The organism is Staphylococcus sp. OJ82, from assembly GCF_000294465.1.
Classification (GTDB): domain Bacteria; phylum Bacillota; class Bacilli; order Staphylococcales; family Staphylococcaceae; genus Staphylococcus; species Staphylococcus equorum.
The window spans coordinates 33,949-56,923 of the sequence record NZ_ALPU01000008.1 but is presented as its reverse complement, the minus strand read 5'-3'; the positions used below and the strand labels follow the sequence as shown (position 1 = coordinate 56,923).

Here is a 22,975-nt window from a genome sequence, read left to right as displayed (position 1 = left end):
AAATATTCTGTATATATGACATGAATGCTATATTAAAAAGCAATTTCATAACAAAATTCTAATTTTCTATAATAATCATTTTCTACAAAATCAGTAGGTTTAACCTTAGTATTATTTGCTTCAAAATACTCTAGATTAGCTATTTTCAAAATGCTGTACACAAATTGAGAACAGAACATAATATTAGGTCTAATAGATGCCTTAGTTACAAGTCCTACTAAATTATAAGCACTACCGGCGTTATTTATTTCATTAATTTTTTCAATTATACGTTTCTTTTGTTCTTTCGTAGCTTTTATTTTATATACCATTATACTAGCGTCACTTTTTTTATTAAAAGACTCTAATTGTTCTTGGTTTAAACCAGGTAGAGTTAGATTTTCTCCACCATTGTAACTAATTGTTGTTTTCAGTTCTTTATCCAAACTAAGAGAAACATGATTATAATTTTTTTGAGTGAAAAGTGAAATTAATTCACTTGCAGAACTGCCTGTGCTAGATAAAACAATATACAAGTTTTCATCATTTAAACTTTTTTCACATTCTGCGAAATAACTTTCACTCAGCGCATTTCTATTTAAATATTTAATATAACTATGCCTAGGAATATCATTCGCAATTTCATGAATATTTTCTTTAGATAAAGCAGTTTTACTTTTACTAACATTCTTTTTTAAACTGTTCCTTTTATTATTTATTTCTCTAATCATATCAAAACTAATTGATGTTTTACTGATCATTGAAAATTGATGTTCAAGTGTGTATATATAATGTAAGTACCTTACAAAGAACGGTACAAATATGATAATAATACCAATGATATTTTTTACTAAAAAGGCGAGCCAAATACTACTATTATTAAAAAATGTAGAAGCTATAAAAACTTCTTGTAGAATTAAGATTAAAGTATATATTGAAATGAACATGATTTTCACTTTCCACGAGTTCTTCGATACCAATATATGTATAATAAGAATTGAAGCTGATAAAGCAAATATGACTGCAAATATTGTAGTTGATTTAGTAAATAATAAAGATATTAATAAAATAATAATTAAAAATTGAATCAGTAATAAATATACTTTTTTGACTCTCATATAAATGTTCTCCTCCATAACTTTCTTTAATATAAAGTATATTTAAAAAATCAACAATCCAAAAGGTCTTTTAATTATCAAATTAATATGTTTTTAAAATATAGGATAAGTAATTTATGTTCTACTCATGTAAATGAATTAAACTTGGAAACAGAACTAAAATATTTCATTTACTCTAAAAGTCCTCAGTCAAAATAACCTTCTTCAACCATGCTTAAATAGGTATGATCACCTATAATAATATGATCTAATAAATCAATTCCTAGCACTTGACCACATTTTTTTAATCTTTCAGTGGTTTTAATATCTTCGTTTGAGGGCGTAACGTCACCTGAAGGATGATTATGTAGTACTATAATAGCATTACTCGCACATTTAATAGCTTCACTAAATATTTCGCGTGGATGCACAATTGAACTATTTAAAGTGCCGACAAATATGGTTTTTTGCTTAATAATTACGTTTTTAGAATTCAAAAATAACGCTATAAATTTCTCTTGTGTCAAATGCTCCATTTTACCCATCATAAAATCCGCAACATCTTTAGGACTTGAAATTTGAATCTTATCATCTACGCTACCTGAATGCATGCGTTCTCCTAACTCAAATGCTGCTTTCAAAATAAGCGCTTTATACAAACCTACACCTTTGATTTTATTTAAGTCGCTGATAGATAACATTTTTAATTCTTTTAAGTTATCAACTGACTTCAACAATTCGTTTGCAATATCTATACTCGAACTCCCTTTTCGACCAGTATTAATTAGTATGGCTAATAACTCAGCATGTGATAAATGTGAGGCACCATGACTTAACAAACGTTCTCTCGGCTTCTGGTTATCTGCAAGTTCATTTATTCTCAAATAAGACCCTCTCCTAAAGTTAAATATTGATGAAATATCATCGTTAAATTAAAAGCAACAAAAATAAAAGGTATCAGTGGTATTCTTTGTTTCAAATTACGAAAAAGTATCATACTAAATAAAGCAAAAATACCTCCACATATAAACGTAAAAAACATTATTAACACAAAATCTGAATATGGCAGTAAATAAGAAAGCAATGAAAAAAGAAGAATGTCTCCGTAACCAATGCCGTGACGTATTAAAAAATATAAAAAATGTAATACCATAGTCATGATTAAAAAATGGTATACATTTCCTTGTCCAATAAAGTAGGCACACAACGAAAATATAATAAACAGATGGATTGGTAATGCAAAAGTTTTGATGTCATACATAGTAAATACAAGTAGGAATATATAAATAAGTAAAAAAGTGGTGTGATCTAGAGGAAATGATAAATAAGAAAGAACAAATGCAGGAACAATCGATAAAAATTCTCCAATTAAATATAAAGAGCTCAACTTACTTTGACAACAATTACTTCTCCCTTTCAAACATAAAAAGCTTATAATTGGTATCATTTCAATAAATTTAAGTTCTCTATGACAATAATCACAACGAGACCGTAAACCAAAGTAATTTAACTTTAATTGATTCACATAGCTCAACTGATACAAATAACTAAATAGAACTGGGCATAATAAAAGTTGTTTGATCAATAATATACCTCCTTACAAAAATTATATCATGTCCGTTTTAATTTAATAACAAAAATATCACTTAGTTAAAAATTTTAATTGTAAGTTTGATAAAATAAATTTTTAGTACATAAAAAGCGCATAACCTCTACAATTTAAATGATTAATCAATTAAATAAAATAAAGATTACGCGCTTCTGTATAATAAACATATGTACATTTAACTATGGATACAGAAAAACACAATCAGCCATTCTGTATTCATAAATTAATATGCTATTTATTGTTGTTATTTTTAAAAATAACATAATTCATTATTTTCGATACTATTTTTTCTTAACTTCTTCTACAGTTTCTTCCACTTCTTTACGTGTTATTTTTTCACGGCCATTTTTCATAGCTTTTAAAGATTTATGTGCAAGTGCTAAAGGTAAACGTGCGAACAATATAATCGTTCTCTTATGGATTGAATCGATATATGCATCTGCTTTTGCTAAGTTTTCATCTGCATAATCAAACAGGTCTGCACGACTCCAACCATCCGGTACAAAACTTACACCACGTTCACCTAAATCTTCTTTCTCATTTCGTAAAATGTTAACAGCTTGAAGTCCACGTCCATAACCAATGGCTAAATCGCGGTCTGTTTTTTCACCAGCACACAATTCCCATAGTTCTGACAGCATGACACCAACACGTCCTGCAACGTAATATGTATATTCATCTAAATCTTCTCGTGTATGAACATCCCAGTTTGCTTTCGCCCATTTTGCCATACCGAATGCCATCTCGCTTGAACAATCTAAAACAATTGGCAAAGTTCTGTCAGGACATGCGTCTATCCACTCACTTAAACGGAGTGTAACTTCAGGCATGATATCTTTCACAGGACCCAGTATCTCTAGATATTTTTCTTCATCGAAAGGTTCTTTAAATAATTCACTCACTTGCATTAAAATTGTATATTTTAAATCATTATCTACTTCTTCATGATCCTCAATCTCATCAATTGCTCGTAGTATTAAATATGCAGATGCTACTGAATGTTTTAATTCTTTTTCTAAAAAGGTAATCGGAATATAAAACGTACGACTTGTTTCTTTCAGTACACGCATTGCATCCTTTGGAAATTTCTTTTCTGTCATGTTAATCTTTCCCTCCCTTTTGTAAATACTATCATATTATTACAAATTAAAATAGGAATTGCTAAATGGATAAAAAAAGCACTAATAATTATCTGGTTTAAACGACGTATAAATTAAAATTTATACAAAATATAAAAATATTCAACTTTTAAAATTTTCCATAAAACTACTATATAAAAAAGCTAGTTACTTTTACATTAAAGTTAGAATAAATCATTAATCCTGACTCAATAATGTAAAATAATAACTAGCTTTCTTATTGAAAAAATCTTTATTAAATTAATATCAGCACAGATTCACTGTTGTTAAATAATATTTAAAAATTAACTTTCGCTTTAACATCGCTAATGAAGTATAAACTTCCAGTTATGATTAATCCATCACCTTCATATGTTTCAATAAACTTCACATAATCATCAACAAGTTCTTTTTGATCAAATCGTATTTCTTCAAAAATAGCATCTTTAGTTAATGCTCGAGGAAAATCAAAATCAGTAACATAAAATGTTGAAGCAATTGTTTTAAGTTGGTCTACCATCGTATTAATTGGTTTTCCTTTCACTGCAGAAAACAATATATCCAGACTATCAATGTGATAATAATCTTTCATTGTACTAATCAAAGCCTCAACGCTTTCAACATTATGCGCACCATCAACAATCATTAAGGGCTTTACTTTAACTTGCTCAATTCTCCCAGTCCAGCTTACTGATTCAATACCATCTATCATCTTATTGAAATCTAAATCAACAATACCTGATTCGTTTAGTTCAATAAGTGCAGTTATTGCTAAAGCTGCGTTTTCTTTTTGATGCTCGCCCAACATATTTAATAGTAAGGTTTCTAATTCATAGTCTTTATAACGATAAGTAAATTCTTCTTCTTGTGAAACGATACTAATATCACGATCAAACTCTATGCCTTCAGTATTCTGTTGCTCAACGCAGCCACGAATTACTTTAAGCGCATCTTCATTTTTCACTGCATAGATAATTGGCGTATTAGGTTTAACGATTGCGCCTTTATCTTTTGCTATATCCGTATAAGTATCTCCTAGAATTTCAATGTGGTCTAGTCCTATACTTGTGAGAATTGTTAATATCGGTTTAAAAACGTTCGTTGAATCATTTTTAATCCCTAATCCCGCTTCAACTATTACAAAATCAACGGGGTGTAATTCACCAAAGTATAAAAACATCATCGTAGTAATGATTTCAAATTCAGTGGCTGTTCCAAGCTCTGTTTCAACTTCTAATGCTTCGCTTACTGGTTTTACTTTTTGAACTAATTCAACAATATTGTCATCACTAATCGGTATTCCATTTAAACTTATACGCTCATTAAAGGTTTCAATAAATGGCGAAGTGAAAGTACCCACTTCATATCCATTATCAACAAGCGCTGATCTTAAATATGCAACTGTGGATCCTTTTCCATTTGTGCCACCTACATGAATACCATTTATATTAAATTGAGGATTGTCTAATCGTTCCAACATCCATTCCATACGCTTAACGCCTGGTTTAATGCCAAATTTAGTTCTTTCATGTATCCAATATAAGCTATCTAGGTAATTCATGTTTAGGACTCCTATGCTTTTAATTGATTAATTCGTAATTTAACACCCTCGTATTTTTCTTGATACGTTTGTTTTTTCTCACGTTCTTCATTGATTACTTTTTCAGGTGCTTTATTAACGAAGTTATCGTTTGCTAATTTTTTATTAACACGATCCAATTCTTTTTCCCATTTCCCAAGTTCGTTTTCTAGTCTCTCAATCTCTTTATCCATATCGATTAAACCTTCAAGTGGTAAGACAACTTCACCAGCTGTAGTAATAGATGTCATTGCTTTTTCAGGTATTTCAACTGCTGTATCGATTGTAAGTTCACTAGGATGACAGAATCTATCTATATAATTCGAATTATTTAATAGTGTATTTTTAATATTTTCATCTTTTGCTTTAATGAAAATAGGTATTGCTTTAGATAATGGTGTGTTTACTTCCAAGCGTGATTGTCTAACAGATTTAATTATTTCAACAAGTTGTTGCATCGTTTCTTTACTTTCATCAAAAATCAATGCATCGTTCACTTTAGGCCAAGGTGCATTAACAATTGTTTCACCTTCATGTGGCAGATTTTGCCAAATTTGTTCAGTAACAAATGGCATGAATGGGTGTAACATTCTCATAGTATTATCTAACACATAAGTTAGTACAGAACGTGTTACTTGTTTCTGAGCTTCATCATCGCTATTCATTGGTATTTTACTCATTTCAATATACCAATCACAAAAATCATCCCAAATGAAATTATAAAGCGTACGACCAACTTCACCAAACTCATACTTGTCACTTAAATCCGTAACGTTAGCAATCGTTTCATTTAAACGCGTTAAAATCCACTTATCTGCTAATGATAAATTACCTGATAAGTCTACATCTTCAACTTTAAAGTCATCGCCAATATTCATTAAACTAAATCGAGCTGCATTCCAAATTTTATTGATAAAATTCCATACAGATTCAACTTTTTCAGTAGAGTAACGTAAATCATGACCTGGTGAAGATCCAGTTGCTAAGAAATATCTCAAACTATCTGCGCCATACTCATCGATAACATCCATTGGATCAACACCGTTACCTAGAGACTTACTCATTTTACGTCCATCTTCTGCACGGACCAATCCATGTAATAATACATCATTAAAAGGACGTTTTCCAGTAAATTCTAATCCTTGGAAGATCATTCTTGCAACCCAGAAGAAAATAATATCATAGCCAGTTACTAATGCATTCGTTGGGAAGTAGCGTTGGAAGTCTTCAGCTTCAACATCTGGCCAACCTAATGTTGAAAATGGCCATAATGCACTAGAGAACCAAGTGTCTAATACATCTTCGTCTTGCGTCCAATTTTCAATATCATCTGGTGCTGCTTCACCGACATAGATTTCTCCAGTTTCATTGTGATACCATGCTGGAATTTGATGTCCCCACCATAATTGGCGTGAAATTGTCCAATCTCTAATTTCTTCCATCCAACGGTTAAATGTTTTTTCGAATCTTGCAGGTACAAAGTCGATTCTATCATCAGTTTTTTGATTATCTAATGCTTGTTCTGCTAAAGGTTTCATTTTTACAAACCACTGTGTAGATAAATAAGGTTCTACAACTGCCCCAGAACGTTCAGAATGTCCAACAGAATGTTCATGCTCTTCTATTTTAATAACTAAACCTTCAGATTCTAAATCTTTTACAAGCTGTTCACGGCAGTCAAATCTATCCAAGCCTTCGTATTTACCAGCTTTGTCATTCATCTTACCAGATTCATCCATGACAATAATACGCTCTAAGTCATGACGATTACCGATTTCAAAGTCATTTGGATCATGCGCAGGTGTCACTTTCATTGCACCACTACCGAATTCAATATCCACATAATCGTCTGCTAAGATAGGCAATTCTCTACCAAGTATTGGTAATATAACTTTTTTACCAATGACATCTTTATAACGATCATCATTAGGATTCACAACAATCGCAGTATCACCAAGCATTGTTTCAGGGCGTGTCGTAGCGATTTCTAAATATCCTTCGCCATCTGCATAAGGGTATTTAAAATGATAAAATTTACCTTGTACATCTTCATGAATAACTTCAATATCTGATAATGCAGTACGAGCGATAGGATCCCAGTTTATAATATATTCTCCGCGATAGATTAAATCTTTATTATACATATCAACGAATACTTTATTAACTGCTTTACTCAAACCATCATCTAATGTAAATCTTTCTCTGCTGTAGTCTAAACCTAATCCTAGTTTAGCCCACTGTTTTCTAATAAATGTAGCGTATTCTTCTTTCCAGTCCCACGCTTGTTCAAGGAATTTTTCACGTCCTAAATCATGACGAGATAATCCTTGTTCATTTAATTTAGCTTCTACTTTTGCTTGTGTTGCTATACCAGCATGGTCCATACCTGGTAAATACAAAGTATCATAACCTTGCATACGTTTCATGCGTGTAAGTATATCTTGTAAGGTTGTATCCCAAGCGTGCCCTAGATGTAATTTACCAGTTACATTGGGTGGCGGAATAACAATTGTGTAAGTTTCTTTGGTATTATCTTCAGATGCTTTAAAATAGCCTTTATTAAGCCATTCTTCATAGCGCCCTGACTCAACTTCGTTCGGATTATATTTTGGTTTCATTTCCATTCGTTAAAATCCTCCTTAAAATAAAAAAATCCGCCCTATAAATATTATAGGACGGATTTCCCGTGGTACCACCTAAATTCAAGAAATTAGTTCACTAATTTCAAGCACTTAAAATTATGATTAACGCTCAAACACGCTTCAACCTAATTTACATACAATCACCTTGTAGTATTTCAGCTAAAGTTCAATGTGGGCTACCTTCAATAAGTTAAACTGTACATTTTCAGCAAACATGTACTCTCTGTTAAATCTAAGCCTATTTACTCTTCCCAGTAGACAATATTTCTTTACTTAATTATAGTATAATGGATGTTAAGATAAGTCAATGGAATGGAGTGAAAATATATGAATGAATGCGCATTTGGTACAAAAGATCCAACCTATCTCGAATATCATGATGAAGTGTGGGGCCAACCACTTTATGATAGTTTGAAATTATTTAAACTGATGGCTTTAGAATCACAACATGCTGGTCTTTCCTGGTTAACAATTTTAAAGAAAAAAGCATCTTATGAAGCAGCTTTTTATGACTTTGATCCAGAGCTTATCTCTAGAATGACAACAGATGATATAGATCGCTTGATGACATTTCCTAATATCGTGCATAATAGAAAAAAGATAGAAGCCATTGTAGGACAAGCAAAAGGATATTTTGAAATAGAAAAAGACTTCGGAAGTTTCAGCGATTTTCTTTGGTCATATGTAGATCACCAGCCCATCGATTGTGGATATACAAATCCAAGTGATCGTATAACTGTAGACACACGCGCTACGGAATTATCGAAATCATTAAAGCAGTATGGTTTTAAATTTTTAGGGCCAGTGACAGTTTATTCATTTTTAGAAGCTGCCGGTTTATATAATGCACACATACAAGCATGTCCTAATAATCCAAAGCATTATCAGGGTAAAGGCTTTAGTTAGCCATATATTAATTCCTTTCAAGGAAGGTTTGTTTTTCAATTTTTTTACTATAATCCAACAAAGTTCTACGACCAAACTAAGAATATTTCTCTAGAAAATTAAAAAATGCCAACAAATCCATAAGGTTTTGTTGGCATTTTTTAATTGTAAGTTCACAGAGTAACGATTCTACATTTTTTATTTTCAAATAAATAGTAAGGTCTTTAAAATTTCAAAACCTTTATAAATCTCGTTTTTTGTGACTATTTTTAACAATCTTTTTATTTTTATACAATCTAATTATAAGTAAACTCAATAATACTGCGACGATACCTTTAACACTATCGTAAGTCAGTATGACATTGACCCACAGAAGAATAATAGCCATGATATAAATAAATTTCATAATATATGTTAGAAATACTTTATTACTTGTGACTTTTGTTTCACCATATTCGCTCAAAAAGCAGAGTCACTTTAACTTTAAAAGTTATTTGATATGCCTATATCACATTTTCTAACACGGTCTCACCCTCTCTATATCATAGTATTGTGTATAAAAGTAGTAATATATAATTGTGCTGATATTGTTCAAATGTCTAATTAAAAATATCATCTGTTTAGTTAAGTTTTTTTTCACGATGTTTCAAGAACACGTTTATCGCTGGAGCAATTAAGAATAAAATAAAGAATATTCTAAAGATATGGTAACTAGAAATCAATGCGACATCCGCACCTGTTTCTAACGCTACAATAACAATTTGACTCATGCCACCTGGAGCAGCGCCCAAGAATAATTCATTTACTGAATGAGTCGAAAATGTAGAGATGATAAGCACCATTACGAAAGCTAATAATATGAGGAATGTATTTTGAAAAGCGATTGCGACGGCAATCCGTCCTTTCATCTGATCTAATAAGAGTGCAATTTGAACGCCAATTCTAATCATATATATGACTTGTGCAGCTGCAATAATATAATTATCTAATGTAAAGTTAGCACCTGTCAACAAATTCCAACATATTAAAACAAGAACTGGTGCAAGTATCTGTTTAGTTGGAAAATTAATTTTACCCATTATGACATAAACAATGATTACAGCTAGTGTCAAAAATATGATACTAGGAATTGATAAAGCTTCAGTCAATATTGCTGTTACTTCAGATCCACCAGTCGCTAATTCTTGTGCGTCTTTAAAAAAATATGAAATGAAAGGCACAAGAATAACCACAAATATAATTCTCGAAGTTTGGGTCAAACTTACTACCATAATATCTGCTTTTTTATTTTCTTCAGCCATAATCAACATTTGACTCAATGCGCCTGGAATGACACTAAGTATTGCTGTTTCAGTATTCACTTTTGCTATTTTTTTGAAAAAATAAGCAATGATTAATGCGAGACCAAGTAATAACACTGTAATTATCACAATGGTAAACCAATCATCTTTAATATCTAAAATAACTTCTTTAGTAAAAGTAGAGCCAATTTGAACACCTAATAACACTAAACCAATCTGACTTAGCCAAAATGGCCAATTTACTTCTAAATGTAAATATCTCACACAGATGATACTTGCAATAATAGGACCAAACATAAATGGTAATAATATGTGGGCGGCGTTAAGTATGAAACTTAAAAATAAGGCTAATGCTAAAACGATAATATTGTTTCTTAATTGCTTATTCATGTACTCACAACTTTCATAGGTATCATTATACTTCATTGTACTTTACATATAAAAGAGCCCGATCAACACATGGTTGTTCGGGCTAAAAATAAACTTTATACAATTCGACTTAGAGCAGTATCAAATGCTTGTATTGTTTGTTCAATATCAGCTTCTGTATGCGCTGTTGAAAGAAATGTTCCTTCAAATTGGGAAGGCGGTAAGAATACGCCTTCTTTTGCCATTTCTCTATACATTTGACTAAACAATTCTAAATCGCTCTTATTTGCTTGTTCAAAGTTTGTAACCGGCCCTGCATTTAAGAAATATCCTATCATAGAACCAGCACGATTTACAGTGATTGGCACATGATGTTTTGCAAAGACCTCTTTCAAACCTTCTTCTAATTTGTCTCCTAATTTATTAAAATAATCATATGACTCAGGAGTTAATTGACTTAGTGTTTCATAACCACTTGTCATAGCTAATGGATTCCCTGATAACGTACCAGCTTGATAAATATCACCAGCTGGCGCAATTTGATCCATAATTTCTTTCTTACCACCAATAGCACCAACAGGCAAGCCACCACCGATTACTTTACCTAAACAAGTTAAATCTGGTGTTACATTAAAGTAACCTTGCGCACAATTGTATCCAACTCTAAACCCTGTCATCACTTCATCAAAAATAAGCAATGAACCATATTCTGTAGTGATGTCTCTTAAGCCTTGTAAAAATCCTTCAACTGGAGGTACAACGCCCATATTACCAGCTACAGGTTCTACTATAACACCCGCAATATCGTCTCCAAATTCTTCAAATGCGACTTTTAGCGCATCTAAGTCATTATATGGGACTGTGATTGTATTTTTTGCAATACCTTCAGGCACACCTGGAGAATCAGGTAAACCAAGTGTTGCGACGCCAGACCCTGCTTTGATTAATAGTGAGTCACTATGACCATGATAACAACCGATAAATTTAATAATTTTATTACGACCAGTATAACCACGTGCTAAGCGTAATGTATCAAGTGTTGCTTCAGTACCAGATGACACCATACGTATTTTTTCAATAGATGGCACACGATTAATAACGAGTTCGGCTAATTTATTTTCTTGGAGTGTGGAAGCACCGAAACTTGTCCCTTTATCCACTGATTCATGAATTTTATCAATTACCTGCTTGTTTTTATGTCCTAAAATTAATGGTCCCCAACTTAGAACGTAATCGATGTATTCATTACCATCAATATCATATATTCTTGAACCTTCACCATGGTCCATAAATATTGCTGGTGTATCTACTGATTTGAAAGCTCTTACTGGACTATTGACACCGCCAGGCATCAATTGTTCAGCTTTTACCATCGCTTTTTCAGAATTTGTATAACGCATTCTAAATAACCTCCTTATTGTTCATCAATATATCTACAAATATCTTTTGAAAAATACGTAATAATTAAATCTGCGCCTGCACGCTTCATTGAAATCATTTGTTCCATAACTACCGCTTTTTCATCAATCCAGCCATTTAGCGCTGCTGCTTTTGTCATGCTATATTCTCCACTTACATTATAAGCGACTACAGGTATGTTTGTAGTATTTCGAACATCTCTAATGATATCTAAGAAACTTAGAGCAGGTTTAACAATCATCATGTCTGCTCCTTCGTTTAAATCACTATCAAGCTCTCTAAGTGCTTCTCTTCTATTTGCAGGATCCATTTGATATGTTTTGCGATCACCAAACTGTGGTGCAGATTCTGCTGCATCACGGAATGGACCGAAGAAGCTAGAAGAATATTTAATGCCATAACTCATAATTGGCACATTATAATAACCAGCTTCATCTAGACCCGCTCTAATTTCAGCAACGAATCCGTCCATCATGTTACTTGGCGCAATAATGTCAGCACCAGCTTCAACTTGAGAAATTGCAGTCTTAACAAGTAATGGTAGTGACTTATCATTATCAACATCTTTCGTCTCATGATTAATCACACCACAGTGACCATGGTCTGTATATTCACATAAACACGTATCCGCAATGATTAATAAGTCATTGTACATAGACTTCGCTTTTCTTGTTGCTTCTTGAATGATGCCGTTATGATCATAAGCACCTGTACCAACTTCATCTTTTTCATTTGGCACACCAAAAAACATGATGCCTCTTATACCTAATTCATACGCTTCTTTAATTTCTTCACCTAATAAATTTAAACTAATTTGGTAAATGCCAGGCATAGATTTAATTTCTGTTTTCACATTATCACGTTCAACTACAAAGATTGGATAAATTAAATCTTCTTTGCGAACGTGCGTTTCACTCACCATGTTTCTTAGTGATTTACTACTACGTAATCTTCTGTGTCTATCAAATTGCATTATCTTCCCAACTTTCTAAAGTTTTTTGAATTAATGATTCTAAGGTTTGAATTTCTGCCATCGTGCCCTGAACATTAAATGTATTTAATGTGTCCAATGTTTGTTGACCAATGACAAAATAATTATTAAAAGGTATATAGTGATGACTTTCAAAAAAATATCGCACAGCTGAGGAACTCGCAAAAGTAATAGCATCTACTTTATTTTCAGCTATGAGATTTAAGACTTCATTTATATTCTCAGTATGTGGAACAGGTTTATATAAGTCAATTTTTCTAACTAAATAACCTTGCTGTTTTAAACCATTTTGTAATAAAGTTCTTGCTGCTGCGCTTGATGGTAGTAAAATGCGACTGCCTTTTACCGCTTCAAACTCCTCAAGAAAACCTTCTTGTGAATAATCTGTGGGACAAAACGAAACATCTAGACCTAAAGTTTTGCAATAATCAGCAGTTTTTTCACCAATTACTGCAATTTTTTGTATATTTAACTTATGTAAATATGATTGAAAATGTTTCACAGCTTTTTTAGACGAAAAAATAAGCCAGTCATAGTTAACATCTAGCAAATTCAAATCAAAGGATAAAGGCTCTACATCTATGAAGGGCTTGTGTAGAATACATGTATCTTCTTTGTTAAATTCACTAGTTTGTGTCATTACTATCACTGGTCTCATTATTTTCACCTCAAACGATTATTGTTCTTCGTTTAGTGCCTTTATTATTTCATATGCACCTTGTGCATTTAAAACTTCAGTTACTTTTTCACCGATTTCAACTGGATTCTCTCCACGCTCAGTATGCTCATAACGTTCTTTACCGTCTGGAGACATAATTAAGCCTGTGAATTCGATGGTACCATCATTACTTTTCGTAGCATAGCCGCCGATTGGAACTTGGCAACTGCCGTTCATACGCTCTAAGAATGTTCTCTCAGCAGTAACACAATCCGCTACATCTTCATTGTGAACCTGCTTAAGTAATGCTAATAGCTCTTCATCATCCGCACGACATTCAATACCTAATGCGCCTTGTCCAATGGCTGGTATTAAAGTCTCTTTATCTAAATAAGTTGTCACGATATCATCTGACCAGCCCATACGTTTCAAACCGGCAGCTGCAAGTAAAATTGCATCAAAGTCTTCAGTTTCTAACTTACTTAAACGTGTATCAATGTTGCCTCGTATCCATTTTATTTGTAATTTAGGATATTTCGCAAGTATTTGAGCACCACGGCGTAAAGAACTTGTACCTACGATACTATTATCAGGAAGTTCATGTAAAGGGACATGATTCTTAGCAATGTACGCATCATATGGATTTTCACGATCTGGTATGCAACCTAGAGTTAATCCTTCCGGTATGACGCTAGGCACATCTTTTAAGGAATGTATCGCCATATCTATACCATGATCAAATAATTCATTTTGAATTTCTTTTACAAACAGCCCTTTACCGCCTACTTTAGATAATTGTTTATCTATAATACGGTCACCTTTTGTTACTATTTCTTTAATTTCAATATCTAATTCTGGATCAACAGCTTTTAATTTTTCAATAAATTGTTGGCTTTGTGTTATAGCTAACTTACTTCTACGTGAACCAACGATTAACTTACGCATCAGGCGCAACCTCCTAGAAATGACTATATTTAACAATTAACCTTTTCTATCTGTAATCATATTCCTGTCCATTGATGAAAATCGGATATATGAGAAGCAAAAATCAAATTAATCATACTTAAGCAAAATAAGCTGAGATTAAAATAAATCAAATTATGTTTGCTTAACGTATGTCTTACTCTAAAGATGATATATATACCATAAAGCAATGCAATAATTATAGACATCACTACTTTGGGATCATTCAATATGTGTAATCCTAAAGTATTTATACCCCATTGTGTACCTAATATGATACTTAATATGATAAATATAAAACCGATTAGACTACTATAAAACACAACTTGTTCTAGTGTAGCTACACTACCGATTCTAAAATATTTTTGATTAAATCTTTTTTGCTTTAAATTTTTATACTGTATTAAATATAATATACAATTAACAAATGCAAAAGCAAACAGGGCATAACTTATAATTGCAAAGGCAATATGTACTATTAACAATTCGTTTATAATACTTAATTTATCTCCTGCACTCTGATAATGCATAGGTTGAAACGTATTTATAGCAATTAATACAAAACCAATTAAATTAAATAAAAATATCGAAAAATTTATTTGCTTGATCACACTAATCACTATAGAAATAGAAATAATCAACCAAGCTAATGCAAAAAATACATCAAAAACATTACCTAATGGAATTTGTTTCGTTACATTAGCATAAATAGATAAAGAGATTGTTTGTAACACCCAAACAATCCCTAATGTAACAAAACCAATTTTTCTAACTTTATAATGCTTTTTCACAAAATCAAAAAAGTAACAAGCAATACTAAATAAATAAATTAATAATATAAGTTCATTTAATCTTATAAATGAAAATTCTTGCATATTATCACCATTTGCATATGCTTATTCAAAACTTAATATTTGACTAGTTGGCACTTCACTTCTTCTTTTTTTAGGTTCATAAGCTTGTTCAGCTTCAATGTCAAAAATGTTTTGAAACAGCTCTAATTTTTCGTTACTATTTCTATCATTACTCAATTCTTTTGCTTGTTTGATTGGATCTTTCAACATTTGATTTATGATACTTTTAGTATGTTTTGAAATGATTTTACGTTCTCTCTCACTGAGTGCAGGCAATTTTCTATCAATACTATTCATAGTATCTTCCTGTATATTCATAGCTTTTTCTCTTAAGGCACGAATAACAGGTACAACACCTAACATACTTACCCATTCGTTATGTGCTACAATCTCACCAGGGATACGTTGCATAATGTCATTTGCTGCTATTTGACGTTCTCTAAGATTAGCATCCACTAATCCTTTCAAGTCATCTACATCATAATTAAATACATCTTGAACTGTATTAATATTAGGTTCTATGTCTCTTGGAACAGCAATATCTATTAAAACAAGTGAACCACTTTTACGTTCTGTTGAAATAGAACGCATCATATCATTTGTCACAATATATTCGTCTGAACTTGTTGAACTGATAACAATGTCCACATTAGCTAAAAGTTTTGGTAATGATTCCATTGATTCAAATTTCACATGATGTTTCATTGCTAATTTTTGAGCTTTACTCAATGTTCTATTAACAACTGTAATATCTGTGACACCTGAACCAATTAAATTCAAGAGTGACAATTCACTCATATCCCCTGCACCAATAATCAAAGCTTGCTTGTTGTCAATTTTGCCAAATACTTTTTTGCTTAGTTCAACAGCCGCATAAGAAACACTTACTGCATTGTCTGCAATATCTGTTTCATTATGAGCTTTTTTCGCAAAAGTAATTGCTTGTTTGAAAAGATGATTAAATATAGTACCTGTTGTATCTTCTTCTTGAGCTAATAAGAATGCATCTCTAATTTGTCCAAGAATTTGAGTTTCACCAAGAACAACAGAATCTAAGCCTGAAGTAACATGCAATAAATGATTTACTGCGTCGTCCCCCACTTTTACTTCAGTCATTTCTTTAATATCTTCAACATCAAATCCAAAAGATCTCGCTAAAAATCGTTGTATATAATAACGACCTGTATGAATTTGATCCGCAACTGCGTATACTTCTGTGCGATTACAAGTTGATAATATAACATTTTCTAAAATAGATTTTGTTTCAAATAAATCAACATTGGCTGAACGTATGGCATCATCTTTAAAAGCAACTTTTTCTCTCAATGCTACATCTGCTGTACGATGATTTATGCTAACCGCAATTAAATGCATTTATAACGCCCTCCATACATATTACAATAAGTAAATTATAACACAATTACGACATGAGTTAACCATCTTGCTCGAGTAAATTATAATTCTTCTAATTTACATTCAAAATGTTGACATAATTATACTAAATTCAACCTATTTATAGCAAAACATATTTCTTCAATGTAATGATTACAAATAACTTTCAATCATATCCCATATTTTTTGTTGTTTATCTTTTTTAATTGAAGAATAGCTTATAATCTCGTCCTCAGCTTCCATTTCTAATTTTTGCTGAATCTTCGCTAAATGCTTCTGTACTTTACCCTTAGCAATTTTATCTTCTTTCGTAGCTACAACTAGTGTTGGAATTTCATAGTATTTAAGATAATTGTACATAATAATATCGTCTTCTGTTGGGTTATGTCGTAAATCAACAAGTTGAATTACAAGCTTCAATGATTCTCTTTGTGAAATATATCTTTCAATCATTTTACCAAATGCTTCACGTTGCGATTTGCTTACTTTCGCATAGCCATAACCAGGCACATCAACAAATACAAGTTGATTATCTATATTATAGAAATTAAGTGTTTGTGTCTTACCAGGTCGTTGGGATGTTCTTGCCATATTCTTTCGACCAATCATACTATTGATAAACGTTGACTTACCTACGTTAGATCTACCACTTAGGCCAACTTCACTTAAACCGGTTTCTGGATACTGTTCCGGTTTTACTGCACTAATTAATAATTCTATTTCATTAGGATTAACTTTCATTATCGTCCCTCTTTTCTTCTTAACTCATTGTTTATTATATTACACTATGACTTATATGAATATGTATTTTTATTTTACCTATACTTTATTTTTAAAAATAAATGCCCTAAGTTGCATATATACAACTTAGGGCATTCGATTCACCTAATTTAAGCAGAAGTTTGTTCCTTGTTTACAAGGTTGCCTTCTTTATCGTATAGTTCAGGATTTTTTTCTTCATTAATTGTTTCTTCTGTAATCACGACTTTTACAACACCTTCAGATGAAGGCACGTCATACATAATATCAATTAACGCTTCTTCTATAATTGAACGAAGACCACGTGCGCCTGTTTTACGTTCAATTGCTTTATCACTGATTGCAGATAATGCTTCGTCAGTAAATACCAACTCTACATCATCAAGCTCTAACATTTTAGTATATTGTTTCACTAAAGCATTTTTAGGCTGAGTTAGAATATTTTTCAGGGCGTCTACATCTAATGTTTCTAAGTTAGCAACAATAGGAACACGACCGATAAATTCTGGAATCAAACCGTAAGATTGTAAATCTTCAGGTCTGATTTGTTCAAGTATTGCATCTTCATCATATTTTGAAGCTTCACTACTTGCAAATCCGATCACTTTCTCACCTAATCTACGTTTAATTACTTCATCTATACCATCAAAGGCACCACCAAGAACAAATAAAATGTTAGTTGTGTCAATTTGAATTAACTCTTGGTTAGGATGCTTACGACCGCCTTGTGGTGGTACGCTTGCAGTTGTACCTTCTAATATTTTAAGCAGTGCTTGTTGTACACCTTCACCAGATACATCACGAGTAATAGATGTATTTTCTGATTTTCTAGCTATTTTGTCAATTTCATCGACATAAATAATACCCTTTTCAGCTTTATCAATATCAAAATCAGCTGCTTGCATTAAGCGTAGTAAGATGTTTTCAACATCGTCACCTACGTAACCAGCTTCAGTTAAACTTGTAGCATCAGCAATTGCAAAAGGTACATCTAATGTTCTAGCTAATGTTTGTGCTAAAAGTGTTTTACCACTACCAGTAGGTCCAATTAAAGCGATATTACTTTTTTGTAATTCAACTTCATCTTCATTTGGTCCTAAATTCTGTACACGTTTATAATGATTGTAAACAGCTACAGCTAATGATTTCTTAGCCTTTTCTTGACCGATTACATAATCATTCAATTGGTTCATAATTTCTTTTGGAGTTGGTAATTCAGTTAACCCTTCAGGTTCCGATTGAGCTAATTCTTCTTCTACAATTTCTGAACATAACTCAATACACTCATTACAAATATAAACGCCACTTCCTGCAACTAACTTTTTAACTTGATCTTGGTCTTTGCCACAGAAAGAACATTTTAAATTTTCTTCATCTTCGTTGAATTTGAACATTCTATTTACACCCCTATTCCCTAAAGACTATACTAAATAGCATTTTAATATGCAACTTACAACTTTCACAAGTTATTTGCTTTAAAAATAGTGTAGCAGATACATTATTTGAATGCATCTGCTACTGGTTTACTATATTAAACGACCAACATATAATTCACAAAATAATTTGCTCTTTTTATATTTAGTTACGCTTCAGTGTCATCTTTAGATGGTTCTACTAATTTTGCTTCTTTAACTAATAAATCGATAACATTTTGGATACGAACATCATTTTTTACGATATCAGTATTACCAAGTGTTTGTTTAATATCTTCTACTGACATATTAAATTGTCCACTCATTTTTTCTAATTCTTTATCGATATCAGCTTCAGTTACTTCAATTTCTTCTGCATCAGCAATAGCAGTTAATGTTAAGTTTGTTTTAACACGTTCTTCTGCATCATCTTTCATTTGTTCTCTTAATTGCGATTCATCTTGACCAGAAATTTGGTAATAAGTTTCTAAATTAAGACCTTGTTGTTGCATACGTTGTCCAAATTCTTGAACCATACGATCTAACTCAGTGTTAATCATAGCGTCTGGAATTTCAACCGAAGCATTATTTGATGCTTTGCTAATTGCTTCTTCTTTTTGATTATTCTCAGCGTCAGTTTCTTTTTGCTCAGTTAGTTTTTTACGTAAGTTTTCTTTGTATTCATCAACAGTGTTTGCTTCTGCGTCTAATTCATTCGCAATCTCATCTGTTAGTTCTGGAACGTCTTTATATTTAATTTCATTTACTTTAGCTTTGAAAGTAGCTTCTTTTCCAGCTAATTCTTCAGCATGGTATTCTTCTGGGAAAGTTACAGTAACATCTTTTTCTTCTCCAATTTTAACACCAACTAATTGTTCTTCGAATCCTGGAATAAATGAACCTGAACCAATTTCAAGGTCATAGCCTTCAGCTTGTCCACCTTCAAATTGTTCGCCGTCAACGTAACCATCAAAGTCGATGTTAACTGTGTCACCATCTTCAACAGCACCATCTTCTTTAACTACCATTTCAGCTAAGTGACCTAATTGGTGATCAATTGATTCTTGTAATTCTTCTTCAGTTAATTCAACATTTTGTTTTTCAATTTCAAGACCTTTATAGTCTCCTAACTCAATTTCAGGTTCAACTACTACACTCGCTTCGAATGTCATATCGCTACCTTTTTCCATTGTAGTTACATTGATTTCTGGTTGATCAACTGGTTTAATTCCAGTTTCGTCAATAGCTTCACCATAAGCTTCTGGTAATAAGATATCAACGGCATCTTGATATAGTGCTTCTACGCCAAAGCGTTGTTCAAAAATTTGGCGAGGTACTTTCCCTTTACGGAAACCTGGCACGTTTATTTGTTTAACTACTTTTTTGAAAGCTTGATCAATTGCTTTGTCTACTTTTTCTGCTGGAACTGTAACGGTTAATACTCCTTCGTTACCTTCCTTTTTTTCCCAAGTTGCTGTCATGTATAAAAACCTCCATGAATATCCTATTTTATTTTTTCAACTTCATTATTATATCATACGTCAATGCTCTACACAAACACTGAGTTTACAAATAATATTGAATGAATAATTGAAATTAATTTAATTATTATTTTACTACTATTATTAATTACCCAAAAATTTAAACATTAATTATTCATGCATATCAATTGAAGTAATTAAATTAACAATAGTATTAGTTGTGTCTAAGCTTTCTAAACCTAACATTGATTTGAAATAGTTTGTGTAAGCTTCAATCCATTCATTTTCAGATGCTATGCTCTCTATATCTAACGGGTAAAGTAAAATAGCATGGTTGTTCATAAGATGAAGTGCTTCTTCTACAATTTGTGCTGCATCATCTTCCATTTGCTTAATGACTTCTGGAATAATTTTAATCTTAAATAGCGTTTGTTCAAGACCAGAAAGATGATTTGGATTCACTTCAACTGTATAACCAAATTTCTGAACACGAATGTTTTGATTGTATCCGGCAAAACGTAAATATTCAAGCATTATACTCACAACATTCGGTTCAAGTTCAATTTCATTAATAATATTTACCACTGTTTCTTGATAACGATACTGATTATGATCTATTAAAGTTAAGATTGTACTAATTTGTTCACGCAATGACAACGACTCAAAATCACGGAGCATTTCTGCTGCATGCGCATTATGTTTATCAATTTGACTTAGGGCATATTCTTTTAATGGAAATAGTTCCATTCTCGTTTTATGATCATTGACTTCATCAATAATTTGATTAATGACGTCAACGACTTCAAAATATTGTCCTAACCCGTTTAAACTTTTTACATAATAAACCATAAGGTCATCATACTTAGTAATACCTTGTTTCAGTAAAATGATAGCTTCTTCACGCAGTTCAAGATAATGTCCCATTTTGTATAACATGGCACATTTCAATAGAGACATTTGCTCATCTAATTCAAATTGTTTTTCAAAATCTTCAAACAGGTCATACATTTGATCTAATTCATTATTGTTAAAAGATTGTTTGATTTCTCTTATTAGTTTATCTTTTGAACGTGGAAAGGGAATGATATCAGACATTTTTATGCACCTCTATTGTATTGACTGTAATATTAACGTACTCCATGTTTCAAAATCATCATAATTATCTATTTTACTTTGATTCACCCATTTTATTTTTAAGGTATCTGTTTCTTTAGCTTCAACATCATTACTATTCACTTTAATTTTGAACACTACACCTAAATGAACTTCGCCAACTTCATTTGTATCATCATTAATAAAACCTATGTATGCTAAATTTTGTGATTTACTATCTGACAGACCTACTTCTTCTTCAAGTTCTCTTTGTGCATTAATACGCAATACTTCATTAATAGATTCAGCACCTTTCACATCGTTCATATGTCCACCGACACCTATTGAAGATTGACCATGCAAACGTGATTCTCCACCACCTGCTAATCTCTCATACACTAAAATTTCATCGTTCTCATTTTCTAAAATACAATAAGATACCAATTGTTTATATGTCGGATCTTCCTCCATATCTCCACGACGCTTAATTTCATACTTTGAAAGTGCGTCAAAGATATCTTGACCCTTTTCAGAATTTTTATCAAGAAAACCGTTAAATTGATTCTTTTCACTATTAAATAAAATTGTTCTTGGTACTACCGTAATCATTTCATCAAATTTAGACATAAATTTCTCCTTCATATATGGCTTCTAAGCCATTTTATCAAATGATAGTTATTTATCAAAACGTTAATAGATACAAAAATAAAGAGATGTACGAATTGTACATCTCTTTATTTGAGAATTATTTTAAAGCGTCTTTAGCTTTAGCAACTAATTCACCGAAAGCTTTTTCATCTGAAATAGCAATTTCAGAAAGCATTTTACGGTTAACATCGATTCCAGCTTTTTTCAAACCGTTCATTAATCTTGAATAGCTCATGTCATGTTGACGTGCAGCTCCATTAATACGTGTAATCCATAATCTACGGAAATCACGTTTTCTTTGACGACGGTCGCGGAATGCGTACTGTCCTGATTTCATTACTTGTTGTTTTGCTACTTTATATAAAGTTCTTTTTGAACCAAAGTAACCTTTAGCTAATTTAATCGTCTTTTTACGACGAGCTCTTGTTACCGTTCCACCTTTAACACGTGGCATAATAAATTCCTCCTCAAAATATCTTCAATCTTTTTTTATCTGTCGTTACTTATTTTTTATAAGCTAATAATTGTTTAACGCGTTTCATATCTGATTTGCTCACTAATGAAGCTTTACGTAATTTACGTTTTTGTTTAGTTGTTTTGTTTGCAAACATATGTGAAGTGAAAGCTCTAGAACGTTTTAATTTACCTGAACCAGTTCTTTTAACACGTTTTGCTGCTCCACGGTGTGTTTTCATTTTAGGCATGATTCAATTCCTCCTGTAGTATC

Annotated in this window: 21 protein-coding genes and 1 other annotated feature; of the genes, 1 reads left to right on the top strand and 20 read right to left on the bottom strand. The window is 31.9% G+C overall.

Translation table 11 applies throughout. From position 1 onward, the window contains the following. Nucleotides 1-32: 32 nt before the first annotated feature. From SOJ_RS07170 to SOJ_RS07145, 6 genes are all read right to left on the bottom strand, one after another. Entirely contained in the window at nt 33-1,097 is a 1,065-nt protein-coding gene (locus tag SOJ_RS07170; RefSeq protein ID WP_002507399.1) for a hypothetical protein, read from the bottom strand. A 185-nt stretch (nt 1,098-1,282) separates the two neighbouring features. Continuing rightward, a complete protein-coding gene (radC, locus tag SOJ_RS07165) occupies nt 1,283-1,960 on the bottom strand; it encodes a RadC family protein (protein ID WP_002507398.1) in 678 nt (225 codons plus the stop codon). Continuing rightward, nucleotides 1,957-2,661, bottom strand: a complete 705-nt coding sequence (locus tag SOJ_RS07160; RefSeq protein ID WP_002507397.1) for a prepilin peptidase — start codon at nt 2,659-2,661, stop codon at nt 1,957-1,959. Before SOJ_RS07160 ends, radC begins: the two co-directional genes overlap by 4 nt. 305 nt (nt 2,662-2,966) lie before the next feature. After that, the gene (locus tag SOJ_RS07155) at nt 2,967-3,785 is read right to left on the bottom strand and encodes a squalene/phytoene synthase family protein (protein ID WP_002507396.1); all 819 of its coding nucleotides are present in this window, start codon (nt 3,783-3,785) and stop codon (nt 2,967-2,969) included. Nucleotides 3,786-4,101: 316 nt separating this feature from the next. Continuing rightward, nucleotides 4,102-5,364 (bottom strand): bifunctional folylpolyglutamate synthase/dihydrofolate synthase, encoded by a 1,263-nt coding sequence (locus SOJ_RS07150; protein ID WP_002507395.1) that lies wholly within the window; start codon nt 5,362-5,364, stop codon nt 4,102-4,104. Nucleotides 5,365-5,375: 11 nt separating this feature from the next. Then, nucleotides 5,376-8,006, bottom strand: a complete 2,631-nt coding sequence (locus tag SOJ_RS07145) for a valine--tRNA ligase (protein WP_002507394.1) — start codon at nt 8,004-8,006, stop codon at nt 5,376-5,378. Nucleotides 8,007-8,050: 44 nt separating this feature from the next. After that, nucleotides 8,051-8,292 (bottom strand) — a binding site (T-box leader). Nucleotides 8,293-8,351: 59 nt separating this feature from the next. Here SOJ_RS07145 and SOJ_RS07140 point away from each other — a divergent pair. After that, nucleotides 8,352-8,930 carry a DNA-3-methyladenine glycosylase I gene (locus tag SOJ_RS07140; RefSeq protein ID WP_002507393.1) on the top strand — a complete coding sequence of 193 codons (579 nt, stop codon included), beginning with the start codon at nt 8,352-8,354 and terminating at the stop codon, nt 8,928-8,930. Between the two features lie 599 nt (nt 8,931-9,529). Here the strand turns inward: SOJ_RS07140 and SOJ_RS07130 are convergent. The 14 genes from SOJ_RS07130 to rpmI all read right to left on the bottom strand — a co-directional run bounded on the left by SOJ_RS07130 (nt 9,530) and on the right by rpmI (nt 22,952). Further along, nucleotides 9,530-10,600 (bottom strand): AbrB family transcriptional regulator, encoded by a 1,071-nt coding sequence (locus tag SOJ_RS07130; protein WP_002507391.1) that lies wholly within the window; start codon nt 10,598-10,600, stop codon nt 9,530-9,532. Nucleotides 10,601-10,695: 95 nt separating this feature from the next. Then, nucleotides 10,696-11,979: a glutamate-1-semialdehyde 2,1-aminomutase gene (hemL, locus tag SOJ_RS07125; RefSeq protein ID WP_002507390.1), complete on the bottom strand. Its 1,284-nt coding sequence runs from the start codon at nt 11,977-11,979 to the stop codon at nt 10,696-10,698. A 14-nt stretch (nt 11,980-11,993) separates the two neighbouring features. Further along, nucleotides 11,994-12,971 (bottom strand): porphobilinogen synthase, encoded by a 978-nt coding sequence (gene hemB, locus SOJ_RS07120; protein WP_002507389.1) that lies wholly within the window; start codon nt 12,969-12,971, stop codon nt 11,994-11,996. After that, nucleotides 12,961-13,647 (bottom strand): uroporphyrinogen-III synthase, encoded by a 687-nt coding sequence (locus SOJ_RS07115; protein WP_002507388.1) that lies wholly within the window; start codon nt 13,645-13,647, stop codon nt 12,961-12,963. The genes hemB and SOJ_RS07115 overlap by 11 nt, the downstream gene beginning before the upstream one ends. An 18-nt stretch (nt 13,648-13,665) precedes the next feature. Beyond that, nucleotides 13,666-14,592: a hydroxymethylbilane synthase gene (gene hemC / locus SOJ_RS07110; RefSeq protein WP_002507387.1), complete on the bottom strand. Its 927-nt coding sequence runs from the start codon at nt 14,590-14,592 to the stop codon at nt 13,666-13,668. A 56-nt stretch (nt 14,593-14,648) separates the two neighbouring features. After that, nucleotides 14,649-15,485 carry a cytochrome c biogenesis protein gene (gene ccsA / locus SOJ_RS07105; protein ID WP_002507386.1) on the bottom strand — a complete coding sequence of 279 codons (837 nt, stop codon included), beginning with the start codon at nt 15,483-15,485 and terminating at the stop codon, nt 14,649-14,651. A 21-nt stretch (nt 15,486-15,506) separates the two neighbouring features. Continuing rightward, entirely contained in the window at nt 15,507-16,838 is a 1,332-nt protein-coding gene (gene hemA, locus SOJ_RS07100; protein WP_002507385.1) for a glutamyl-tRNA reductase, read from the bottom strand. A 171-nt stretch (nt 16,839-17,009) separates the two neighbouring features. Next, entirely contained in the window at nt 17,010-17,597 is a 588-nt protein-coding gene (gene yihA / locus SOJ_RS07095; protein WP_002507384.1) for a ribosome biogenesis GTP-binding protein YihA/YsxC, read from the bottom strand. 149 nt (nt 17,598-17,746) lie between these two features. Beyond that, nucleotides 17,747-19,009 carry an ATP-dependent Clp protease ATP-binding subunit ClpX gene (gene clpX / locus SOJ_RS07090; protein WP_002507383.1) on the bottom strand — a complete coding sequence of 421 codons (1,263 nt, stop codon included), beginning with the start codon at nt 19,007-19,009 and terminating at the stop codon, nt 17,747-17,749. 188 nt (nt 19,010-19,197) lie between these two features. After that, complete coding sequence (gene tig / locus SOJ_RS07085; RefSeq protein ID WP_002507382.1) at nt 19,198-20,508, bottom strand: trigger factor; 1,311 nt, start codon at nt 20,506-20,508, stop codon at nt 19,198-19,200. A 171-nt stretch (nt 20,509-20,679) separates the two neighbouring features. Beyond that, nucleotides 20,680-21,603, bottom strand: coding sequence for a hypothetical protein (locus SOJ_RS07080; protein ID WP_002507381.1), 924 nt, complete (start codon nt 21,601-21,603; stop codon nt 20,680-20,682). Nucleotides 21,604-21,615: 12 nt separating this feature from the next. Continuing rightward, the gene (locus SOJ_RS07075; protein WP_002507380.1) at nt 21,616-22,227 is read right to left on the bottom strand and encodes an NUDIX domain-containing protein; all 612 of its coding nucleotides are present in this window, start codon (nt 22,225-22,227) and stop codon (nt 21,616-21,618) included. Between the two features lie 118 nt (nt 22,228-22,345). Then, on the bottom strand, nt 22,346-22,702 hold the full coding sequence (gene rplT, locus SOJ_RS07070) for a 50S ribosomal protein L20 (protein WP_002507379.1): 357 nt from the start codon (nt 22,700-22,702) through the stop codon (nt 22,346-22,348). 49 nt (nt 22,703-22,751) lie between these two features. Continuing rightward, a complete protein-coding gene (rpmI, locus tag SOJ_RS07065; protein ID WP_002507378.1) occupies nt 22,752-22,952 on the bottom strand; it encodes a 50S ribosomal protein L35 in 201 nt (66 codons plus the stop codon). Between the last annotated feature and the right edge of the window lie 23 nt (nt 22,953-22,975).